Genomic DNA, 23,300 nt, shown 5'->3' on the forward strand with positions numbered 1-23,300 from the left:
CATGTTCGCGAATTATTTCACAATTGCATGGCGCAATATCATCAAAAGGCCGCTTTTTTCTGCCATCAATATTATCGGCTTGGCAATCGGTTTGATGAGTTGCCTATTAATTATGCTATTCGTCCGCTCAGAAAGCGGTTATGACACCTGGCTGCCTGATAGTGAGCGCATCGCGCGTTTACATACCGCCTACACCATGCCAGGCAGACCACCCTTTCTAACGGTGAGAAGTGCCGGCCGCGTGATGCCTGCACTGCGAGACTATCTAACCAATGAAATAGAAGCCGGCGTGCGATTAGTGTCATGGGGGACCACAATCCTCAAAGACGGACAAGGGTTTTCTGATGGTGTTATTTTTGCTGACCAAGACCTTTTTAATGTGATTGATCTACCCTTAGTCCATGGCACATCTGCATCGAGTTTCAATAAGCCCAACGATCTCCTGGTCACTGAAGAGACAGCCATCCGTTATTTTGGACGCACGGATGTAGTAGGTGAAACATTAACCCTATGTTGTATGGGCGACCAACCGGTAGAACTAGCCATTTCGGGCGTGCTTAAGGATTTACCCGAGAATACCCATTTGAATTTGAGTTTGCTGGTATACATGGATGTGGCCCTTTTCAGTACCTTCCCAGGCGTTCTTGAAACTTGGAATAGCGTGAATGTATTCAGTTATTTTAAGTTAAGGGAAGGCATTAGTTTAGCGCAGACTCAGACCAGAATTAATTACTGGCTTAATAATGAAAGTCCTTACGCAGAGCAATTTAAGGAGTTCATGGGCACGGAAACCGATATGAAAGTGACGGATGGCGTGAAACTAAAACTGATGGGCATTGAAGATATCTATCTCAAGGCAAGAAAGGATGCGGGCAGTATGGGTGACTTCAAAACCCTGGGCGACGAGAAGATGGTATTCACGTTTACCTTGGTCGCCTTTCTAATATTATTGATTGCCTGTATCAACTTCATGAACCTTTCTACCGCTAGAGCCGGACAACGGGCCAAAGAAGTAGCCATGAGAAAAGTGCTAGGCGCCAGCAGACAAAAAGTGGCCACCCAGTTTTTGTTCGAAGCAACTGCACTGGTGTTCATATCTATGTTGATAGCATTGGTAGCGGTAGAAATTGCCTTGCCTTACTACAACGAAATACTCAACAAGAGTATTGCCTTTGACTTACTTAAAGATCCTCAATTACTCGGGGCAATATTTACCATTGTGATTCTTGTAGGGCTGGGCGCGGGTAGTTATCCGGCTTTGGTACTAAGTCGCTATTTGCCAGGGCAAATTCTCAAAGCCAGTAAAAGTAATGATTCAGAAGGTTCTGCAAAGCTCAGAAGTGCATTGGTTGTCATTCAGTTTGCCGTGTCGATTGGCTTGTTAATTTGCACATCGGTTGTTTATCTTCAAACAAAACACGCCAATGAAATAGACCTTGGCTATAACAAAGACCAAAAGCTGGTTCTTAATATCGGACCGTTGCAGGATAATCGGGACAGCCTCAAACAGGAACTAGAAGCCCTACCCGTCATCGACCAGGTCGTGTTTTCATCTGAAGTTCCGTCACAGGACTTTGAGAATAACACTAACTTTACCCGGCCTGGTGTAGACGGCAATGAGCCGATTAGTGAGCTGCTAAATTATCACAATATGGATTTTGGGTTCTTTGAGACCTATGACGTTGAGCCTGTAGCTGGCAGATTGTTCGATGAGTCGTATGGCACCGACATATTTGTGCCAGCAACGGAAGAACAAGCCGGTAAAGGCGGCGCAATATTGAATATGTCGGCCGTGCGAAAACTAGGCTTTGACACCCCCGAACAAGCAATAGGCGTTACCCTTCGTCAACAATTGCGTGAGGGCACTAGCGAAATAACCATCGTGGGTGTAATACCGGATATTTACTTCCGTTCGATTAAATTTGATGTCAGGCCCAGTATTTATTTGCTCAACAAAGCGCGCTTGAGAGTCGCCACCATTACCTATTCCAATGCAGGGCCCGTTGAAGTGCGTAAAGCCATTGAGGACATATGGACTAAGTTAGCCCCTATGCAACCTATCGACCTTCAGTTCCTCAACGAAATGATAGAGAGCCAGTATCGTCAGGAAGTGGCACAAATGCGTTTATTCAGTGCGTTTGCGGTACTTGCTGTTATCGTTGCCTGCCTCGGTCTTTATGGGTTAGCGGCGTTTAGTGCTGAACGTAGAACAAAAGAAATCGGTATTCGCAAGGTGATGGGCGCCAGTGTCAAAGACATTATTATGTTACTCATTTGGCAATTTTCACGGCCTGTACTGCTTGCCAACGTGTTGGCTTGGCCTGTGGCTGTATGGCTAATGCTGTCATGGCTTGAACAATTCCCACAACGTATAGACTTAGTTATATTGCTGCCTATTTGCATTTTTGCCGCGGTAGTTTCAGTTCTTATTGCTTGGCTAACCGTTGGTGGAAATGCCGCCAGAGTGGCCGCGGCTAATCCTATTGGTGCACTGCGACATGAGTAGTATTTTCCTGGTATTGGCATAGATTTTTGCGTACGGATAAAGCAAAATGCTGAACCAGCTTTTCACGTACGCTCAACTAGGAAATCAAATGTATAAACTAGTGTTAATTCGACACGGGGAAAGTCAGTGGAACAAAGAGAACCGTTTCACTGGCTGGCATGACGTAAACTTGACCGAAACCGGTATTGCGCAAGCGAAGACCGGCGGACAATTAATGAAAGAAGCAGGCTTTGAGTTTGACCTTGCTTTTACTTCAGTATTAACAAGAGCCATCAAGACCCTGAATATCGCCTTAGAAGAAATGGGCCAGTCTTATGTTCAGGTGCAACGTCACTGGCGTTTGAACGAAAGACACTATGGCGCATTAACAGGCTTGGACAAAGCAGAGACCGCTGCAAAACACGGCGATGAGCAAGTAAAAATTTGGCGTCGCAGTTTTGATACGCCTCCTCCTGCTGTAGACGAGAACAGTGAATACTTCCCAGGGCATGATCGCCGATACGCACATATCGACGAGGCTATTTTGCCCCGTGCTGAAAGCCTTAAACTGACTATCGACCGAGTGCTTCCTTATTGGCATGATGTTATTCGCCCTGCTATCCAAAGTGGCCAACGGGTGATCATTGCTGCGCACGGAAACAGCTTACGCGCACTGGTTAAGTATTTGGACGGCATGAGCAATGAAGAAGTCCTTGAGCTCAATATTCCTACTGGCGTACCGCTTGTGTATGAACTCGATGAGAATATGCACCCCATCTCTAAACAGTATCTTGGCGACGCAGACGCGATAAAAGCCATGATGGACGCCGTTGCCAACCAAGGTAAAGCAGGCTAAACAACCGTCAATTTTAGGCCCCTTACGGGGCTTTTTTGCTTATCGCTCCCATATCTGCTTAAACGCTTCCATGGCGTAGAACGCCTTTAATGCCGGCCGTCTCAAACTGGCCATTGGAAACTTCTTCAGCGGTGACTGCCAATAAGGCAATTGAGGGAGCATGTTAGGTTCAAGCAACAACTGTGACAATCGTTTACCCGCATGAACAGAAAACGCAAGGCCAGCACCACAATAGCCAGCTGAATAAAGGGTATGGGTTGATGTGTCATGGTAAAGCCTTGGGTAGTCGTCTAGGGAAACAGCCACCCAACCACTCCAAAATTGTGTGATATCTACGTCTTTGAGTGTGGGAAATGTTCTGAATAGGCCTTTCATCAACGCTTTCCGGGACTCTCCTGTATCGGCATCTTTGCCATAGATAGCACCGCGCCCACCAAAAAGCAGCCGATTATCGGGTAGCAAGCGATAGTAATATTTCAGGGAACGTGTATCCATCACCATTAATCCGGGCTTAATCCCCAGTGCACTCAATTGTGCAGCATCAAGCGGTTCAGTAACCAGAATACTGGAAATCACGGGAAACGTTCGGTCTTGCAACACAGTGAATAAGGTTTTTGGCGTATACGCATTGGTAGCAATGACCAGATGCTTGGCCTTAACAAAACCTTTTTCGGTATGCAGATGGTGGAAGCTACCATCAAAGTGACTCTCGCGAACCGGGCTATTGCCAAAAATGGTTACCCCTGCTTGTGCCGTTTTTTCTGCTAATCCCCGAGCGAATAGCCATGGATTTATGGCAAACGCTTGAGGGTAATAGATACCACCATGGTGTTTAACGCCTGCCAAATAGTCCTGCTGCACTTGTTGTTGAGTTAGTGGAACAATGGAATCTCCATAATCCTGTGACAACATTGTCGCTTGCTGATGAAGCGTTGCGGTCAGCTCAGGCTTATGTGCTAGCTTTAAATAGCCGCCCTCAATTTTGTCACACTCGATACCGCTATCGATAAAATCGCTTACTGTCTCAATAGAGGCTAGGTATTCCGCGTACACTGCCTGGCTAACCGGCTTTCCCCAATTCTTCGCCATCTGCGCGGTACTTAAACGGCCGGTACCCGGTAACACAAAACCGCCATTGCGTCCGCTACATCCCCAGCCTGGCTGATTTGCCTCTAGGACACAGCATGACAGCTCACTGGACTGCTCTATGTGATACGCCGTTGACAGGCCGGTATAACCGCCACCAACCACTGCAACATCAACCTCGATACGCCTATTGTTCTCTGGATAATTAGGTGGTGCATACCCCTTTGCCCAATGGCTTTCTGGTGATGAAAACGTGGAAGGCGCGCTACTGTCAACGAGCGGGTCGTACATGGTTAGAACGCCAACAACATTTCTGCACCCGTACAGGTACATAAGTCATCACACACCGGGCAAGCATAATTGTCTTCGAAACACAGGTGTTGCCACTTATTTGGGTGCATTTTTATGACAACACCACCGCAGGCACTGAAATACCCATACGCAGAATTGTTAGGGCTAGCCATCCATATATGGGCAAGTCCTGCCAACGCACCTTGCATTTGGGCAGACGCTATCGACTTTCTCAACAGTGTTGAACCTACGCCCTGCCCCCTGACTGACTCGTCAACAGTATTGCATTTAAAATAGCACACACGACTAGCGTCAACCGGCCATTTATCTGGCGAGCACCACTTGTCAGGGTGCCATTGAGATGCTGCGTTGGTCAGACGGAAACCAACCAGTTTCCCGTCCTTATTCAACGCAACCCAGCTAGCATTGATATTGTCTTGCCAACTGCGCTCATACAGATTGTTTATACTGTTGATATCGAGGTAATTATCACCATGAACCAGATTACCTAACGCAAGGATTTCGGAAAAGTGCTCGGGAGCAAGCTCGTGATAGGATATAGACATGATAGTGAAACGATAAAAGCGAAAACTGTCGCTTACCATACCACTGACAGTCTGGGCTGCCTATCCCTATCACGGGAGAGGTCTCTATAATAGGGCTAGATTTAAAAGTATTGCTGGTACCCAAACATGCCGCTTATGCCACCGGTATGCAGAAACACACTTGTATCGCCCAATAACCCCTGGTCGTCATTTTCGTTTAATGCTAAAAATGCCTGGAACGCTTTTCCTGTATAGCATGGATCAAATAGTATCCCTTCTTCGCGCATGCCTGTTCTTATCGCGGCCAATGTGCCTTCATTAGGCAAACCATAGCCATCGCCAATAAATGCGTCACTAATCCATATCTTCTCGTGCCAATTAATTGCGGGTAGCTGCAGCATATCGGCAGTTTGCTCGCACAACTGAAGAACAGCATGAAACAAGGTTTCTTTTAAATTAAGTACACTTATTCCCACGACTTTAGTGTCTAGCCCAGCCAATACCATGCCCACAATCAACCCTGCCTGAGTACCGGCACTACCCGAAGCGTGCACCAGTGAAGTGGGTTGAATTGAGATGCTACTGGCTTGGTCAGCCAACTCTAAGGCGGCTCTCACATAACCCAGCGCACCTAAAGCGCTCGATCCGCCCATCACTATTTCATAAGGCTTGAACCCCATTTCATTTTCTATTTGAGCCGCATACAGGGCAATATTCTCATTAGTTGAAGAGCCAGCTGGAAATCGCTGAACGGCGGCTTGCGCCAGATTATCAAGCACCAAGTTTGCACCATTTTCATAGTGCTCTCCCTGTATGGGTACACTTTGTGATAGCGCCAGATAGGTTTTCAAGCCGAACCGTTGTGCACACAGTGCGGTAGCAGAGGCATGATTAGATTGCAGCGCGCCACCGGTAATCACAGCTTTGGCATTAGAGGCTATCGCGTCCTGCAACAAATACTCCAACTTTCTGACCTTATTTCCCCCTGCAGCCACACCGTTTAAATCGTCTCGCTTGACCCACAGCTGTCTGCTAAAGCGCCCACTCAACATTTCCATTTGATTAAAAGGGGTGGGTTGTTTGATGAGCAGACATCGTTGGATGTTTAAGAAACGCGATAACATTTATCTCTCCAGCTTGTATTTTTTTGCTTTATAAAGCCTATATTCCAGTATCAAAATAGCACCCACTAATAAAACGAACTGCATGGTTAGTCCTACGCTTTCTATTTGCTGCACTTCTTGCTGTACGAGCACCTCTGCATCAAAACGCCACATTGGGTCTACATACCTATTCATACCTACGATGGCTTGAGAAAAATTCGCTGCTACATGTATACCCAGCGGGACTGCCACACTGTTCGACAAAAATGCGGCAACGCCAAAAACCACCCCCCAAATACCAGGTCCAAGCAGAACGCTATACAGGCTGGTGTTTTCGTTGTAATGATAAAGCGCAAAAGCGATAGCCGTCAGTAAAATGACAATACGAATATTGAGCTTTTTTGTCATTTGAAAGAATGCATACCCCCTAAAAAGAATTTCTTCCATCAGCGCAAGCGGAACAATAATGAAGGAGGCGAGGATAAACATTGCAAAAGATTGCTCATTTACGAAGGTCAATACTAAGTCTGTCGTTGTAAAAAGCGCGACAAGCATACTGCCCGCGATGCATGTGCCAATGGTGAAACCAACAACAAATCGCTTAAAGGTACCCCGATTTGGGTACAAATTGACTGATGACAGTGTGTTACCGTCGCGCTGAACAAAGTATCTTGATAAGCCAAGTAACAACAAACACATCACTACGCCAGACGTTAAAGCAGGAAATGGCACCGTCGGTATGGGAAGGTGCCGCATAACGGCAAACAAGCCGATTCCCAAAATTAACAAAGATACGGCGGATATAAGTGGCTTCAAGTCATTGTTCATGTTTGTAGTCTCTATGGTTTATTCAGCCACCATTTTGAGCATGTTTATGCGCTGTATCGTCCCAAGTTATAAAATGACACCCTAAAAAGCTAAACTCTCTGCTTTTTTCGATAATCTAGTGGCGTTTGTCCCTCAAACTTTTTGAAAATTCTATTAAAGGTGGTTTTTGAGTTAAATCCACATTCATGGGCAATAGCTAGAAAGGTATCATCACGGTGTTGAGGATCTGAAAGTAGGCGTTTCACTGCCTCAACACGATAATGATTAATGCATTCGGAAAAGGACTTTCCCAACCCTTCATTAATAATCCTTGAAACGAGATTTGGATGTAAATCTAAGGTCACAGCCAACGATTTGAGCGATAGCTCGGGGTCAAGATATAAGCGATTTTTCTCCAGAGTCTCTTTCAGCCAATCGGCTTGATTTGCTATCTCACTATCAATGTTGACCTCTGCTGACTCTGAGACTGGCACATTTGCGTCGGGAAAAATAATATCTGGTTTTGAGTAAGCTTCGAAACACAACCAGATTGAAATGCCTGCCAACGTTAAATGAAAGGGATAATAATCTTTGAAGGTGAGTTGATAGTCGTAAAAAAAATAGTCGCCCACAAGGAAAACAAAATAAATCAGGAAAAGGGTAAAGAATGTGGGCAGTAATCTTTTTAACCAATTCAACTGATAGCGATGATGATGACTGTAGTTATTCTCAACCCAGCAATCGTAATGTTGAATGAGTTTCCAAGAATAAAAGCTATAAATGACCACTGACATCACCGCCAGAATACTAATAACAGGATCGACCATTTGGAATAATTGTGTTTGAAAATAGGCCTTGTGTTGAGGCAATCCAATGAAGACTTGGCTCAAAAACATAAGCACTTCAACTGTAACGGGAATAAAATGAGGCCACACCCGTCTTTTGTCGGTGATGTCGGAATGAGTAATTGCGTGAACATAAAAATAGAGACAAGGTCCAATAGCAAGCGTGTACTTGAAAGGGATCCAAATTATCCCAGCCGCATAGCGGTATAAGTTAACCTCTAGCAACAGAATTGATACGTTCCAAAATGCGACCATAAACACAAGCGCGGCTAAAAACCGATCAGCGCTTTTTTGCGTGTGTGAACTCAACAACAAAAGCAAGCCAAACGATAATGCAATAATTACAGTAATCGAAATAAGCAGTGTAAATGTGTTAAAACTGAGCGTAATCAAGACTTGCTTGCTTTGAGACGAGCTAGCCAGTGATGGTATTGCGTTTCATCAAATTCATAATCTAGAAACAGCTGTTTTACGTCTTGTTCTTGTGCAAGTGCCATTAGCGCTTGATTAATACGTGCTAGCAAGGCAACCGATGCGCTGTTAGTGGTGTCAGTCAATGCGTGAATAGTATTGAATTGATAAAGGTTTCCCACGCGTTTCATACAGCCTCTTTGCCGGCTGCTATCAATAAACAGACAGTAATAATTAATAATACTCTCGCCAAAGAATAAGTAATCTATTCGTTGCTGCTGCAGCATTCTATACAACTGCTGCCGTTTAACCGATGCGTAGATATTCTTAAACCCCATTTCCAGCGCCATGGTCTCTTGCAATGATTTTGCGGAAACCCCCACAATACTGCTTTCAAAGTCTATATCGTTGAGGGTTGATGCAGAGTGATTATGTCGGGTAAACAATCCAGAGCCTTCTGACAGTAATGGCAACGTAAATGTTGCCCACTTACTGCGCTCTGCTGTTTTAAATGCAGCAAAAACTAAATCGACTTTATGTGCTTTCACCCTGTTCATCGACGCTTTCCACGACGATTCTTCTGGAAGAAGTTTGATCTCAGCGTGTTCTGCTGCAACCTCCAACAAGCGCCAAGACAAGCCATATGCATCTGATGCAATAACATAACGTTCGTGATCTTCAAACACACTGATGGTGACTGTCTCTTCACCCTTCACTGAATGCACAAAAAACATCAGTGTCAGTAACAAGATTAAATGCTTTATTCCGTTGTGCACACTGTCCTCTTCAAGTCATCAAAAGGCCAATTAACAGGGGAGTTGTATGGTAAATACTGTACCTTTACCGACTTCACTTTCCACCACAATACTACCGTTTAGTTTAGACGCGACAAGGTTATAAACAATATTTAGCCCCAGCCCTAGACCACCAGCACCGCGTTTGGTGGTGAAGAATGGTTCAAATAATTTCTGTTTAACTTCTTCACCCATACCACTTCCGTTATCTCGAAAAGCAAACTCTGTTTTGTCGGTTAACTGGGTGATTGTCAATGTCACTTGCTTTTCTGCTTCATCATTGAAAGCGTGATTAACCGCATTAGTGGTCAGATTAGTGATGATTTGTGACAATAAACCGGGATCGAGATCAATTTCTGGATTATCACCTTCGACCAACCAAGAGACATTGTTCTGTTTCAGTATGATGGACAAGGTTGTCATTACTTTCTCACAATAATCTCTCAGGGCTATTCTGCGATTTTGTGCAACAACCTGATCAGCCGAAATGAGTTTGAAATTTTCAATCAACCTGGCGCATCGTTCTAGGTTTCCTTGTACCAGACCATCTATTTGTTCCATTTTTTGCGCAAAGGTGTCTGCTTCTGACTTCTTCAGACGCCCTTCTGATAATTTTTCTTTGAATTCCTTTACATCGTATCCCATGGTACTTACCGCCGTTAGTGCAATACCTATGGGGGTATTGATTTCATGAGCAACCCCTGCCACAAGCTGGCCCAACGACGCCAGTTTTTCTGACTCGACTAATTGCTCTCTGGCCTCAGTAAGATTTTCAACGGCAATATGGAGTTTTCTGTTCACGCGTTTGTTTTTCACAAACAGGTAGCCGATCAGGAAAGCCGCCAACACAAACACCACAGCAACGGCTAACACCCACAGGATAATATCTCGTTGCTGATCAATTAACTGAGATTGTGACTGCACTTCTTTTTGCGACCTAGACAGGGCTTCTTGTTGTGCCATAAGGGCCTGACGTGTCGTCGCTATTTCGGTTTCCAGTGAATCCAGTATCTGCCTCTGCGACGTCACATTGTTCTGATAAGCTTGAAGCTCCTGTTCAACCTGTGCAATTTGTTGCTCTTTGAGCACGGCTTGCTGACGCGCCTGCTCAAATTGTTGCCTCGCTGATTCTTCTCGTTCTGCTAACTGTTGTAACGATTTTTCCTTCGCAGCCAAATCGCCTTGACGCGCCGATAGTGCATTGTTGAGCTGATTGATTTGCCCTTGTAGTTCAAGAGATGCTTGCTTCTGTTGTTGCAACTGACGGAAAGACGCCTGATTATCCTCTCGCAATTGACTAATGGCCTGCTCAGTTCTGAAATAGAGTTCTGCAATGTCAATTTCACTACCGCCAAATAAAACCAGCTCTGGCATTACTTCAATACCTTCGTAAGCAATGTTTGGACGGTTTATCTGAAACGTCAGTCTGGCACCTTCGGCAGTAGAGGGCTCCAACACCAGATTGATCATAATGTTGTGCAAGGCTTCGCTGTTCTCACCTACGGTCAATACCCCTTTCCCGCGTGTTGACAAGGCTATTTGCGCAAGGTCATTATTAAATTGCTGGGGCAAATAAACCAGATGCACGACATCGAGCTCTTCAACTGAGTTTACCAGGGATACTTGAAGGGGAAGCCCCCGGACAGATAACTGATTCAGTGACTGCCAGTCTTGATGTAGTGTAGTGTCTTTCCATATTGCGATACGAAAGGCCTGATATTCACCTTCTGCCGGCCACCTCAGTTGGCGCATAATCTGAACCAGCAGTGCGCCCTTCACCTCGCTAGCCTGATAAACAGGCGCAGTCTCCTGAGCCCGGTTTATAGTTGGCCAAGTGATTACAGTCAGCAAACAAATACACATTGTTACCGTACGAAACATACCTTGCCTAGTTATACAGCTTTTCGCTACTCTATTGACCACTATAGCAAAACACTCGCAAAGCTTGTTACTTATTTGTTTGCTGTGCAACCTACCTTGTAAGGGACGCTTCAAGAGCTTCCAATGACTTACCTTTGGTTTCAGGTAAGAAGAGGTAAACCAGAATTAGGCCTAAAAATGCCATTGCACCATATACCAAGAAGGTAAAGGCCGCCCCCAGTGTAGCCAGCTCCCAGGGAAACACTAACTGTACAAGGAAACTCACTGCACTATTGGCCACCCCAACGAGCGATATGGCAATTCCTCGTACATGATTGGGGAATATTTCTGAGAACAAAACCCACATAACCGGCCCAAGCGACATCGCGAAAGAAGCAACAAATCCGATGATACCGGCTAGGATCAAGGTCGCGTTCATTTTGGTTGCAAGCTTGAGTAACTCACCTTGATGCGCATTAAAGGTTTTTTCACCCAACAGCGAAATCAGTGTGTTTTTGAACTCCACATCAGAACTAAACGTCTGATCCTGAATCGATTTAAGGCTGGTTACCTCTTGCTGTTCGAGTGTTTCAGACAGCGACACGATCGACGTCTCATTTAATGTATAAGTGGCTTGCTTGAAGCCCCAGGAACAAATGGCCATGCTGATCACAACGCCTGTTAACCCGATCAGCAACAGCGGCTTTCTGCCAAACTTGTCAATCGTTGCCATCGCGACAAGCGTGAAAACAACGTTCACTATTCCTATCCACACCGCTTGCATAAACGCCGCGTTAGTACCAACACCGCTTTGTTCGAAAATAGTTGGTGCATAAAAAAAGATAACATTTATTCCTGTCACTTGTTGAGAGATGCCCACTAACAGACCAATCAAAATAGGAAAGCGCATACGCTTGCTAAACAAGAAGCGCAAACGTGTCCACAAAGGTTCTGTATGCGTATCAACGTTGGCATTTAGTGTAGACAATTCTGACTTTACTCTGTCTTCGCTAAATAATTTACTTAACACGGTTTTGGCTTCATCGTCTCGACCTTTCAGCAACAGCCATCTGGGGCTTCGTGGAATGGTAAATAACAAAACAAACCAAAGCAGGGCCGGCACCATTTCCATACCCAGCATCCAACGCCACACATTGCTATCTATTCCCCACTCACTTACCCACATCAAGTCACTTTGGCTAAGCTGTAAGAAATAATAGTTACTGAAATAAGAAACCGAAAAACCCAATACAATATTGAGCTGATTCACTGATACCATTTTGCCGCGACTTTCAGGCAAACTTATCTCAGCAATATAAATGGGCGCTATCATCAACGAGCAGAATGCCATGCCGCCAATGAATCGCGCTGTCACTAACATCCAATAGTCTGTGGCAAAGGCAGATGCACAGGCAGACAATAAGTACAGAAAGGCGATAATTTTGAGTGTTTTTCTACGACCATAGGCATCACAGATAGCACCTGCCGTGAGCGTTGCTATGATCCCGCCCAAAGTAGGTGAGCTTACGACAAAACCCTGCTGCCATGCAGAAAGTTGAAAATCATTACCAATAAAGCCGATCGCTCCGGAAATAACCGATGCGTCGAAGCCAAATATGAATCCACCTAAGGAAACGATTAAGGTGTAATAGAGTGTAGGAGACGTTTTGATAATGTTGTGCTCGTTGCTTCCTTATTCTAATCAGGCATGATGTAACAACAATGTTAACAATCAGAAAAAAATGCGCCTAGCGGGATTAATCAGAAGATAAAACGGATTACATACCCCCTGTCCACACTTTTATAGATTTATTGTCAGGGATAATCGGATGTTCTGACTGACCCATTCAGCGCCAGGGTCAGATTCAAGCCCTATTCCATAAGCTAAACGGTCAACATCAAAATTGCCGATAAGCTTATCTTCGCGGTTGTGAAGGTTAAAAATGATAGGCAATCCCTTCCCTTTGAGCTCTAGCGTGCCTTCAACGCGATAGCCATCAACAAGCAGATTAATCTGCGTCGAAATAAAACGCGCAACTGGAAACTTTTCAACATGAAACCAGTCTTCTTCAGGCAGCGTTTCATCATAAGTACTGTCTCCGGTTTTTGCTGACGCCAGAATAAATTCAGCCTTGATAGACGGCTCTTGATTTGGAGGAAGAATTAACTGTGATTGCCACCGTTCAAAAACGCCGGTGAATGTCATACCTGCGTGCTGACCAGAAAAAGATAACGTAGCGTTACTGCTGTCAGCATCTAGTTGGAGCGCGTGAACATGCGTACTCATCATTGAAACAAAAATTATTACGACATAAGAAAAAGACTTCATCTTTACCACCACATCCTATTTAACAAGAGAATCCCTTGTTTCTTTTTATGCCAGAATAATGCGCCTATATGAGTGAGCAAAACTGCGATCATGATTATAACCAAGTACAAATGTGCAAGCTTAGCCACCTCTTCTACGCTTTTATTTTTAGATACACCAGGGAAATGTGGCCATTTTAGCCAGTCAACAAACACAAACGTAGGCAGGCCGAAAGGACTTGCTGACACCATAATCCAACCAGCAAATGGAATAGCAAGCAACAGCAGATATAATGCTAGATGCCCGAGTTTCGCTAACTTTCGCTCCTCAGCAGGAATGGCTGACGGCAATTCTGGTGAAGATGCAAACACTTTTACAGCGATTCTTATCAAGATTGCTACCAACATGACCACACCAGCTGACTTGTGTGTTTGATAAAGCTGAAACTGCTCTGCTTTTGAAATATCAGCGTTTACCATGTAAAGACCACTAGCAAGCATAAATATAAAGCCCGCAGCCATTGTCCAATGCAGCAGAATTACAACTGAAGGATAACGATTCATGACGAGGCCGTTACTCGTCGAGCTTGGCAAACTCACCTTCAATCAAGACTTCTACCTCTGCACCTATATTGGGTGCGTATTTGCTCATTCCCCATTCAGTGCGATCAACAGTGGTTGTGGCAGAAAAGCCCATCGTGGGTTTTCCGCTAAAGGGTTGCTTCAACATAGCGCCGTTAAACACAACTTCCAGTGTTACAGGCTTAGTGACGCCCAAGAAAGTTAGGTCGCCCGTCATAGAAGCTGTGGATTCGCTGGTCATCTCAATGCGAGTTGATACAAAATCGATACTGGCAAATGTCGTTGCGTTGAACCAGCCTTTCTCTGTTGCCAATGTTTTGTCAAAGTCTTTCTCTTGGGCATTAGGGTAAGCAGTCTGGATAGACATAGGGTTAATACTTGCGACTACTTTTGATGCACTGATATCGTCTGGTTTATAGTCGATACTGGCATCAAAATCGGCAAACCGAGCTACATAGTCTGATAGTCCCAGATGTGACACCTTCCACACAATGCTGGCATGGGTTAAATCCAACTTGTATGTGCCTGCGGGCAATTGTTCAAAATCACTCTTTGCGAATACAAGTGACATGCACCCAGACAAAGCCAACAGACCCACCAATAAGACGGTTCTAACCCCTTTCATACTTTTCCTCATACACTTTTATACATAAATCTATGCTACTGAGTACGCATTTCGCCCACTTTGGTTCAGACGAGAAAGCGGATACGACTATTTTTCCAAATCACTCAACAAGTGTTCAAACTGTTCACTCAGTTTATGTTTGGGAGAGAGATAAACGATAGGCGTTCGTTTCGAATGGGACTCGCGGATTTTTACAGACGCACTTAAATGTGTAGGCATGACAGGGAAACCTTTGTCTTTGAGCCCCTGAACCAATTGCTTGGGTAAGTTAGCCTGAGCATTAAACTGATTAATGATTATTCCTTCGAAAGCCAGCTCTGGATTGTGGTCGTTACGGAGCTCAGCCACATTGTCCAGCAATTTTTCAATCGCCTGTGCGGAAAAATCATCGCAGTCAAAAGGAATAAGGAATGACGTTGCGCTAATCAATGCCGCTTTAGAATAAAAATTAAAATTGGGTGGGGTGTCTATATATATGCGGTCAAAGTCTGATGCAACTTCCTGCAACGTCTCCCTTAACTTGTACATCTTATAACGAGATTCAAGCTCTCTTTCTATTTTGCCTAGGGCTGGATCAGCTGGCATAACAAATAAGTTATCAAACGCAGTGGGTTGCACAAAGTCCATCGCCGTCGACTGAGTACTGAACCACCCAACGGTTTGTTTAAACATGTCAGCGACGGTTTTTATTTCATCGTGGTGATCGATGCCCGCATAGTGGGTGCTGTTGCACTGCGCATCTAAATCAACCAATAGCGTTTTTAACCCTTTCTTAGCGCTTGCAGCGGCCAGATTGGTGCTTATTGTAGACTTACCCACTCCGCCTTTTTGATTAAAAACAACCCTGATATTCATCTGATTAATTACCCTCTGCGATCTTACTTCCAGCATCATGGAATCGACAATAATTTGCAAGTACTCAGCAGTCAGTTCTGTTTATCTTCGCCATATGATTTCGAAATAGCGGTTCGCCATATCCCTATCAGACCAATTAACACGAAGATAACACCAGCACTGCCACCACCTCCTGTGGTATCGGCAGATGGAGGTAGCGGTGGCGTCACGGGTGGGCTGGGTGGCGGAGAAGTTGCATACATGTCACTCCCATCGTCAATGAAACGCATGGCTTTGGCTACTCCTCCCTGATCCGATGACGCGTTACCTGTAGCATCTTCGTAATTCTGCCATCCACCATCAACCCAATCCGGGATAGTGGCGGGGTTGGTGTCCAGCTTTTGCCCCGCAAAATCATGGGTGTCTATCTCTAGGAACAATAATGAGTGAGATTGCCAGTTAAAGGCTGAAGGTAGGCGCATGGGTAACACAAAAGTGTCCGTTTTATAACGATGATAGTTATCGCTCACCCTCCACTCTCCATCTTCAGCATCAAGCACCCATTCAACCGGTGAACTATTCGCAATACCGGCTAACTTAATGGCAATATCCAGGGGCTCAGAAACGGCAGGAAACGGCGCTAGCACACCATTTTCAAGCCATCTCATAGGCTTATTGAAAGTAAGGTGCAACTGATAGTCGGTTTCACTACTTAGCTCACCAGACTGAAGGGTTTGTAGCACCCGAGACTGGCTCTCGGCCTGCCAGCGCAATGACAATACGAGATTTTCGCCAGAGGCATCCCATACCTGAGCAGACATGAGCACGGGCACCTCTGTCATGGCATAGAGGCCAGATAAAGAAGCCATTGTGGTTTCTTTTCGCATTCGTGCCACTTCACTACCTGGCAAAATAAAACCATCGTGAGACACACCAAAACCACCGTATTCAGCACCAGACGTTTTTGGCTCTATCTCAAGCGTGTAAGCAGGTATCTGGTAAGTATTAGCAAAATACTCGTCAGTTGCCCCAATGCCTCCACCAGCCGCGGATGGACCATAGTCATATTTAAAGTTATTTGCGGCGCGCATTACCGTTGCCACCCGACCGGCAATATCGTTTCGCCTTGGATTTTCTGTAAACGGGGTAAAATAAATCTGTGTGAAACTATGCGTATCAGTATAAAAACGCAACCTGTCTTCCTTTGCCAATTTTGCAGCCTGGTGCAAAGCCTGTATCTCTGATTCAGATGCAGGGCCACTTCCGTGATGAACAAGGGAAGAAACATTACCTGAACTTCGCTGGCTATTAGTCGCCCAGTAAGGTGCATTGTTTCTATTAAGGTCAACACCATTCAAATTGTCGAACGCTGTGACTAGGCTCTCGTCAGTATCACGCATATTTTTCCTGCGCATTCGACCATCTCTCGGCGTGGTAGCCGACTCAGTAACCTGCTTAGGAAAGCGTTGAGTTTGTATAAATCCATCAATATTAAGAACAGGCACAATCACAAGGTTTAGGTTTTCGAGAAGATATTGCGCTATGTAATTGTCGTTGGCGTGGTCAAACAAATACTCCATGTATCCTGTCACTGCTTCCGGACTTTGCCATTCTCTGGCATGTATACCACCATTGATCAACGCGGCGCCTTCTAAGGCTCCGGATTCGGTGTGATTGTTGCTGTCACTGAGTGTATACGCCCATATAGACCTTGCATATTCAGTGTTGCCGATTTGCGCTCGCGTTATCGTGGCGCTTTGCTCACTCATTTGGAGGTGCCGTAAATGCAGTGCCTGGTAGGTTCTAAAACCATCAATAGGGGTGAGTGAATCAACGGGGATCGGCACCGGATAGCCCAAAGGGATAAGCCCCTCACCCACTTGCGTATTAGTATATTCAAATTGCTGTGCATAAGCCTGCATGCCGAAACTCGCAGCCAATACTAGCAATAGACAAAGTACTGTATTCATGGCTGGCTATCCTTGAGCATGCCGACAGCAGCCGCGGTGAGCCACTGTAACTGGGGGTCGTTTAACGCACTCTGAAGAAACATCTGTGCCTTTTGGTTGTGCGAGTAATGCTTGGCCAGCAGCATGATGGCCTGTGATGCCAATGGCTGATTACGACTTGCTACAATGAGCTGCTCAATCGCATCGGCCTCGTTCAGCTGATTAGGGACTTGCTGAAGAACCTGATAGGTAAATGCGTCAGGAGTATTCGCCCATAAATATTGCATCAATACTGGCGAACGCGATTGTTGTATTAGTGCACTGAGCATCGCATTGTTAACGCTAACGTATTCAATGCCCTGTTGAATCGCATGTTCCGCTACCTGTTCTGCCCGCGCCGTCGATATTGTTGTCAACCACCAGCGCATGGCGCGGGACTTATCCTGATGCAACACCACATTTTTCCAATCGAGCGAGCCATACTGCCACTGTCGTTCAATGTCTTCAGCCATAGACTTCATTTCCCAAAGTATTTTCACCGCACTTGCCTGTTTAGCGATGTCGACTACGACAAGTTGCTGGTTTGGATGATCAGGATTAGGCACTGAAAGTATCGCCTCGGTGGAGAGCAGAGAACTTACCCAGGTCTGCTCGTTTACAGAGACCACTTCGCTTTTCGCCAATCGATGCAGCCTTAAGTGTTGATGCCAAATGTCGGTTACCTCATGGTTCAAAGCACTCATTTGTAAGCTCGCCTCGCCCTCATTTTGCAACATGGCTAATTGTGCGTAGCTGATTTCTATTGCGACACCACGGGTCGCTACAACACAAAGAAGAAAACATCCGATTAGTTTCACCATAACGACACTTTTTGCCTCAATGCTTTACGCAAATTATTTCGCTTGAGTATGGCAAACGCTATGACTCAACCGCAAATTGAGCACTTTACCGCCAACTCATTAGACCAGTTCGGGTATCTGTTTTTTTGAGTAACAGGACCCTTTTTTTCACGTGAAATTAATATAGCCAAACTTAAAAATATTTAAATTAAATTTTATTTTTCAGAAACTTAGAGCAAATATTCACATTTAGATAATTAGTTATCAAAACATATACATCTGACCAATAAAACACCAACCCCTACTTTTTTACACTTGTCATCGGACTAGATAAAACTACACTATGCGCTCAATTTTCGAGGAGGGCAAAGTGCGTTTTATTGGGCAAACAAAAGCAATACTGATATGTTTTTTGGGGTGGGTTTCTGGTGCATCTTGGGGTGACACTATAACAGAAGACACCCGTTACAGAATTGGTATGCCTGCTTATCTCGAGTCAACGTTTTATCAACCGCAAATTGAGGGGTATTTTGCGCGGCTCTATCAAGGGACAGGCGTCAGTATTCATTTTCAGTATCTTCCATTGAATAACAAGTACAAAATGCTAACGCGTAATCAGTTAGATGCCGTGGCTTTTATGCTGCCAATGGAAAATCCCGATGAAGAAAACTTGGTAAAATTGCCCGAGGCAATCACTACCATCAGTTCCTTTGCTGGTTGTCTCAAAGACACCCATTGCGAGGTCGACGCCCAAACGCGTTTTGTTGTTGTGGAAGATGCGCTATTCGTCAACCAGTTGTGCCGTACCTATCAATTGGATTGTTTATTTGTAGACAGTATAAAACTGGCGCATAAGGCGATTGCTGATCGATTGGCTGATGCGCACCTTATTCAGCGTTCTCCCCATGTGCTCGAGCCCTGTCTCGATGAGTTAGGTATGAAACTCAGACCCATAGCCAACAGTGGAGTGCCTTTATATCACTACGTTGACGCTAAAAATGCTTACCTTATCGACGCATTAAGCAGTAATCTCAAACAGCTTAAAGAAGTGTACTCAGCCGCCGTACAACGAGGCTGTAGCGAGGAAATGCTCTCGCCGGTTTTATTGCAAGAAGAGCAAAAGCTATCACATCTTGCATCTACAAAAAGCGGCACTACCGTAAAAGGCGCATACCGACAATAACCAATCCTATTGCTATGATATGAACAGACGTGACGGGCTCGTTCAGCAGCCAATTAGACAAGACGATTGTGATCAATGGGCCAATTGCCCCCACCACCCCAGCCCTGCTGGCGCCGATGGTTTTCACACCGGCGCTGACCATAAAAGAAGGAATGAGGGTACAAAAAATAGCAATTCCTAATGCGGAGATGTATACGGGTTGAGGTTGCGCGGCAATGCCCTCAACCCCTTGCACAACGGCATGCGATAACATAGACGTACAAGCTGCAATCATAGCAATGCACGTAAATCGCTGACTGCCCATTTGCCTTGAATAATGTTGATTTGCAACCATGTACCAAGCGGTCAGAATACTGGCAATAAAGACCATAACACTACCAAACCAAATACCTGTGCCTGAAATATTTACATCGGCCAGAAAGAACAGCAGGATGCCCGCGTAAGATACCGTAACCGCAAGTCCTATTTGTTTAGTGGGTTTTTCGCCCAAAAATACCCATCCCATTATCACCGCAATGGCTGGATAACAAAACAGGATCACTCTTTCTAACCCTGCACTGATAGTCATCAGCCCAATCAGATCGAGATAACTGGCTATATGATAGCAAGCTATTCCTGCGCAAATAGCGCCGAATAAAGAAGCTGTAGTGATAGCACTGCTACCGCCTTTAATCAGTAGCCACGAGAGGATTGCACTGTACAAGGGCAATACAAACAGCATTCTGAGCGCCTGGAGCATGAGAGGCTCAACACCATAAGTGTAGGCATATTTAACAACAATCGCCTTTGAGGAAAATAAAATGGTGCCAACCACCACTAAGGTGATGCCAACAGTGAGGTCTTTATTGGACAACTTGCTTGCAACTTGCATGCTCACATGCTGGCAGTATTTCCCCATTGCGTCCAGAGTAAATTATTGTTTTCACGGTCAATAGCAAGTGACATACTATTCAATAAATAAATGATAAAAACTCCACAAAAAATAATGCTGACATATAACACGGTGTTCCAGGCTACTCGTCCCAAGTTTTTATTATTAGCACCAATATGCGTGGGATTAGGTGCGGCCTATGCAGGTGCAAAAGGCTTCGAAGTTGATAACACGATATTGGCTTTGTGCGTGATTATCAGCCTGCTTTCACATGCCAGCGTCAACCTCCTAAATGAATATCAAGATGCTAAATCTGGGCTTGATAACACCACCACTAAGACACCTTTTAGTGGTGGCAGCGGCGCTCTACAGAAAAACCCAAGCGCGTTGAATGCCGTATTTTGGTCCGGTATTGTTTGCTGTGTCGCATTTTCTGTTTTAGGCGTGTGGCTGGCATCAATGCTGAACTGGCAACTGGTGCTTTTTGGTCTTATTGGTCTTGTCGTTATTGTGAGTTATACACCCTGGCTGAACAAAACAAGCTGGCTTTGTCTAATATCACCCGGCACAGGGTTTGGACTGTTGTTTGTTATTGGTACCTATGCTGTTTTTGCTGAATCAATTACACCGACCGACGTGGCTATAGCCCTACCGGTATTCTTCCTTGTAAATAATTTATTGTTGCTAAACCAGTTCCCTGATGTCACAGCAGACCGCGACAACGGTCGCAATCATTTTGTCATTCGCTATGGCTACTCCAAGAGCGCTATTATCTATATTGTTTCTGCCTGCCTCGCATTTTTGGCCATTGCGCTACTAGTCCACTATCGCACACTGCCCTTTTGGAGTTTGTCCGCTCTACTCTTTTTCCCTGTCGCACTAGCTATTGGGTTTAAAGCGATGAAATTTGAGCAAGCTGCACTGCAAACCTTCCTTCCTTTAATGGGACTGAACGTCATGGTCACTCTGCTAACACCCAGTGTGCTTGCTCTTTCATTAATCATCGCATGATACAGAGACTGTTAACGAATAATATGCCATTGGGTTTGACGGCCAGCTAAATACCACACTGTCTTGCCATCAAAGACTGCACTTTGTTCCAGTTTAATCTGTATCCACTGGTTATCCCATTCAGGTAATGTGGTCACAATGTTGCCTTCAATGGCATAGGCGGTATTGGGATACAATTTCCAGTCGCCCTGCACCGGTGTCGGCCCCTGATTATCCCACATACCAATTGTTGGACCACTTGCATGTCCAACAAAACCAAGGGGATGAGTATAAGTGCTACTAATAATGCCTTCAGTTTCACTCTGCGCAATGGTATTCGCCAAAATTTGGTTGCCTGTGAGACCCGTCACAAAATTATTGGTCAATATATCCTGCCACCGGTTGCCAACCGCCAAAGCATCTTTTAACCCCTGAGGCACCTCTGATTCACCCAGTTTGAGAACATAGGCCATTTCTTGCGTATCAGTACACTGATTCAGATAGCATATACCTACGTCGGTATGAAGGATATCGCCGGGCTGGACAACGCGATTATACTCGCCCATGAAGACATCCTCTTTTGTTGTCTTGTCTCCCTGGCGCTGTATGTTCACATAAGGTTGAAACCAGGGTCTCAACTGCAGTGCTTCGAATCGTTCACGCAAATACCATTCAATGTCTTTTGTGGTCGTAGCACCGGGCGTGATCACTTTGTTGGAAAAGGCTTCGGCAATTACTCCCCGGGCTAAAGCTACTACCTGCGGGTAAACTTGCAGCTCTTTTTCACTGCGCGTTTCCAACCATCGCACGACAAGTTGTTCCGCACTGACAAGGCGCTTTTGATACATTTCCGGCAGGTATTTCAAGAGTTGCTGATGCAAGCCTACACTCAAACCGTCGGCCAGTGCCCAGTCTTCACTGATATTTATGCCGATGCGCTGCGGATCTTTTTGCGCAATAACCTCTGCCAGCTTTTGCCATTGCTCTTGCTTCGTGCCACCTTCCCACACCGTAGGATAGACGTCGCCTATGGGATAGCGACTTACGCTGAAACGCTCTACCGAACCATCCTCGCGTTTGTTAAACACTAATAGGGTCGTTCTTCGCGCAGCAAACGTCGGCTGAGGCACTAGCGTATAGAACAGCCTGTCTTCACCGTATTCGCGATTTATGACCAGCCACATATCCAAATCAGCCTCGTTCATGAGGCGCGGTAAGAGATTGTCCAATCGGTCTACCACCATCTCATTGAGGGGATTCACGCGTTCCTGAAAAGACAGTACATCCGGAAGCTGCTTGATTTCACGCCCTTGCTCAAAGTTCTTTGCAAGCGAAAATAAAGGTAGGGTAAGAAGTAAAAAAGCCAGAGATATTCGCATATTGATTGTTTTGTTGGTTAAATGCGCAACCAGTATGCCAGTGTTTTTTGGACTTTTGCAAAGTGATAGACAACAAACCCTACAGTCAAGCCTGTGAAAACAATAAGTCGTTTATTTTGGCGCATTTAAAAGAGGCATTTTCATCAGCAACACACGTGTTAGAGATCGGTTCAGGTACAGGTCAACACGCGGTCTATTTTGCCCCAGCACTGCCGCATCTCATTTGGCAAACCTCAGATCAAGCGCCTTATCACGCTGGTATAAATCAATGGATAGATGACTTTCCCAGCGACAACTTACGCCGTCCGTTGCTATTTAAAGTGGCCGAAAATGTAACACTTTTTGACGATTTTGACGCCATATTCACCGCAAATACCGCTCATATCATGCAAAAAGAAGACGTTGAAATCATGATGGGATTGATAGCCAATCATCTTCCTAAAGGTGGCGTTTTTTGTCAGTACGGCCCTTTTACTGACAGGGGTGTATTTACCAGTGAGAGTAATCAACAATTCCACTTACACCTATTGGAGCAAGGCTATGGTGGCTATAGAGATATTAATGAACTAATTGAATGGTCCCAGGGGCTGAAGCTGGCACAGAACATCTGTATGCCAGCTAACAACCAATTGCTTATATGGCGTAAGTGATACGCTGA

21 protein-coding genes are annotated in these 23,300 nt (G+C 45.2%); 5 read left to right on the forward strand and 16 right to left on the reverse strand.

Annotated features, from left to right (window positions below):
• The first annotated feature begins 1 nt into the window (after position 1).
• Both DRW07_RS14025 and gpmA read left to right on the forward strand, forming a co-directional pair.
• Positions 2 to 2,506, forward strand: a complete 2,505-nt coding sequence (locus DRW07_RS14025; RefSeq protein ID WP_124028555.1) for an ABC transporter permease — start codon at positions 2 to 4, stop codon at positions 2,504 to 2,506.
• An 88-nt stretch (positions 2,507 to 2,594) separates the two neighbouring features.
• The gene (gene gpmA / locus DRW07_RS14030; RefSeq protein ID WP_124028556.1) at positions 2,595 to 3,341 is read left to right on the forward strand and encodes a 2,3-diphosphoglycerate-dependent phosphoglycerate mutase; all 747 of its coding nucleotides are present in this window, start codon (positions 2,595 to 2,597) and stop codon (positions 3,339 to 3,341) included.
• A gap of 39 nt (positions 3,342 to 3,380) precedes the next feature.
• On the opposite strand, the gene DRW07_RS14035 is transcribed toward gpmA, so the two are convergent.
• From DRW07_RS14035 to DRW07_RS14100, 14 genes are all read right to left on the reverse strand, one after another.
• Entirely contained in the window at positions 3,381 to 4,718 is a 1,338-nt protein-coding gene (locus tag DRW07_RS14035) for an NAD(P)/FAD-dependent oxidoreductase (RefSeq protein ID WP_124028557.1), read from the reverse strand.
• A gap of 2 nt (positions 4,719 to 4,720) precedes the next feature.
• Entirely contained in the window at positions 4,721 to 5,284 is a 564-nt protein-coding gene (locus tag DRW07_RS14040; RefSeq protein WP_124028558.1) for a GNAT family N-acetyltransferase, read from the reverse strand.
• 101 nt (positions 5,285 to 5,385) lie between these two features.
• The gene (locus DRW07_RS14045) at positions 5,386 to 6,387 is read right to left on the reverse strand and encodes a D-cysteine desulfhydrase family protein (protein WP_124028559.1); all 1,002 of its coding nucleotides are present in this window, start codon (positions 6,385 to 6,387) and stop codon (positions 5,386 to 5,388) included.
• Entirely contained in the window at positions 6,388 to 7,194 is an 807-nt protein-coding gene (locus tag DRW07_RS14050) for a CPBP family intramembrane glutamic endopeptidase (RefSeq protein ID WP_124028560.1), read from the reverse strand.
• 89 nt (positions 7,195 to 7,283) lie between these two features.
• Complete coding sequence (locus DRW07_RS14055) at positions 7,284 to 8,411, reverse strand: helix-turn-helix domain-containing protein (protein ID WP_124028561.1); 1,128 nt, start codon at positions 8,409 to 8,411, stop codon at positions 7,284 to 7,286.
• Complete coding sequence (locus DRW07_RS14060) at positions 8,408 to 9,205, reverse strand: substrate-binding periplasmic protein (protein WP_124028562.1); 798 nt, start codon at positions 9,203 to 9,205, stop codon at positions 8,408 to 8,410. Before DRW07_RS14060 ends, DRW07_RS14055 begins: the two co-directional genes overlap by 4 nt.
• A gap of 30 nt (positions 9,206 to 9,235) precedes the next feature.
• Complete coding sequence (locus tag DRW07_RS14065; RefSeq protein WP_165870513.1) at positions 9,236 to 11,074, reverse strand: YfiR/HmsC family protein; 1,839 nt, start codon at positions 11,072 to 11,074, stop codon at positions 9,236 to 9,238.
• Positions 11,075 to 11,195: 121 nt separating this feature from the next.
• Positions 11,196 to 12,758, reverse strand: a complete 1,563-nt coding sequence (locus DRW07_RS14070) for a sugar porter family MFS transporter (protein WP_124028564.1) — start codon at positions 12,756 to 12,758, stop codon at positions 11,196 to 11,198.
• Between the two features lie 126 nt (positions 12,759 to 12,884).
• Positions 12,885 to 13,412, reverse strand: a complete 528-nt coding sequence (locus DRW07_RS14075) for a YceI family protein (protein ID WP_124028565.1) — start codon at positions 13,410 to 13,412, stop codon at positions 12,885 to 12,887.
• Between the two features lie 2 nt (positions 13,413 to 13,414).
• Complete coding sequence (locus DRW07_RS14080; protein WP_124028566.1) at positions 13,415 to 13,954, reverse strand: cytochrome b; 540 nt, start codon at positions 13,952 to 13,954, stop codon at positions 13,415 to 13,417.
• 10 nt (positions 13,955 to 13,964) lie between these two features.
• Complete coding sequence (locus DRW07_RS14085; protein WP_124028567.1) at positions 13,965 to 14,597, reverse strand: YceI family protein; 633 nt, start codon at positions 14,595 to 14,597, stop codon at positions 13,965 to 13,967.
• Positions 14,598 to 14,684: 87 nt separating this feature from the next.
• Positions 14,685 to 15,452, reverse strand: coding sequence for a ParA family protein (locus DRW07_RS14090; protein WP_124028568.1), 768 nt, complete (start codon positions 15,450 to 15,452; stop codon positions 14,685 to 14,687).
• Positions 15,453 to 15,523: 71 nt separating this feature from the next.
• Positions 15,524 to 17,401: a M14 family zinc carboxypeptidase gene (locus DRW07_RS14095; protein WP_124028569.1), complete on the reverse strand. Its 1,878-nt coding sequence runs from the start codon at positions 17,399 to 17,401 to the stop codon at positions 15,524 to 15,526.
• Complete coding sequence (locus DRW07_RS14100) at positions 17,398 to 18,240, reverse strand: hypothetical protein (protein ID WP_124028570.1); 843 nt, start codon at positions 18,238 to 18,240, stop codon at positions 17,398 to 17,400. The genes DRW07_RS14095 and DRW07_RS14100 overlap by 4 nt, the downstream gene beginning before the upstream one ends.
• 349 nt (positions 18,241 to 18,589) lie before the next feature.
• Here DRW07_RS14100 and DRW07_RS14105 point away from each other — a divergent pair, with 349 nt between their 5' ends.
• Positions 18,590 to 19,402, forward strand: a complete 813-nt coding sequence (locus DRW07_RS14105; protein ID WP_165870514.1) for a hypothetical protein — start codon at positions 18,590 to 18,592, stop codon at positions 19,400 to 19,402.
• On the opposite strand, the gene DRW07_RS14110 is transcribed toward DRW07_RS14105, so the two are convergent.
• Complete coding sequence (locus DRW07_RS14110; protein ID WP_124028572.1) at positions 19,374 to 20,273, reverse strand: DMT family transporter; 900 nt, start codon at positions 20,271 to 20,273, stop codon at positions 19,374 to 19,376. The two genes, DRW07_RS14105 and DRW07_RS14110, sit on opposite strands and share 29 nt — an antisense overlap.
• A 114-nt stretch (positions 20,274 to 20,387) precedes the next feature.
• Between DRW07_RS14110 and DRW07_RS14115 the strand changes: the two genes are divergently transcribed.
• Positions 20,388 to 21,284 carry a prenyltransferase gene (locus DRW07_RS14115; protein WP_338067769.1) on the forward strand — a complete coding sequence of 299 codons (897 nt, stop codon included), beginning with the start codon at positions 20,388 to 20,390 and terminating at the stop codon, positions 21,282 to 21,284.
• Between the two features lie 11 nt (positions 21,285 to 21,295).
• On the opposite strand, the gene DRW07_RS14120 is transcribed toward DRW07_RS14115, so the two are convergent.
• Positions 21,296 to 22,642: a M24 family metallopeptidase gene (locus DRW07_RS14120; RefSeq protein WP_124028574.1), complete on the reverse strand. Its 1,347-nt coding sequence runs from the start codon at positions 22,640 to 22,642 to the stop codon at positions 21,296 to 21,298.
• 65 nt (positions 22,643 to 22,707) lie between these two features.
• Between DRW07_RS14120 and DRW07_RS14125 the strand changes: the two genes are divergently transcribed.
• The gene (locus tag DRW07_RS14125; protein WP_377923166.1) at positions 22,708 to 23,292 is read left to right on the forward strand and encodes a DUF938 domain-containing protein; all 585 of its coding nucleotides are present in this window, start codon (positions 22,708 to 22,710) and stop codon (positions 23,290 to 23,292) included.
• Positions 23,293 to 23,300: the final 8 nt, after the last annotated feature.

Origin of the sequence: Paralteromonas sediminis, assembly GCF_003820355.1 — a bacterium.
GTDB classification, from domain to species: Bacteria; Pseudomonadota; Gammaproteobacteria; order Enterobacterales; family Alteromonadaceae; genus Alteromonas_F; species Alteromonas_F sediminis.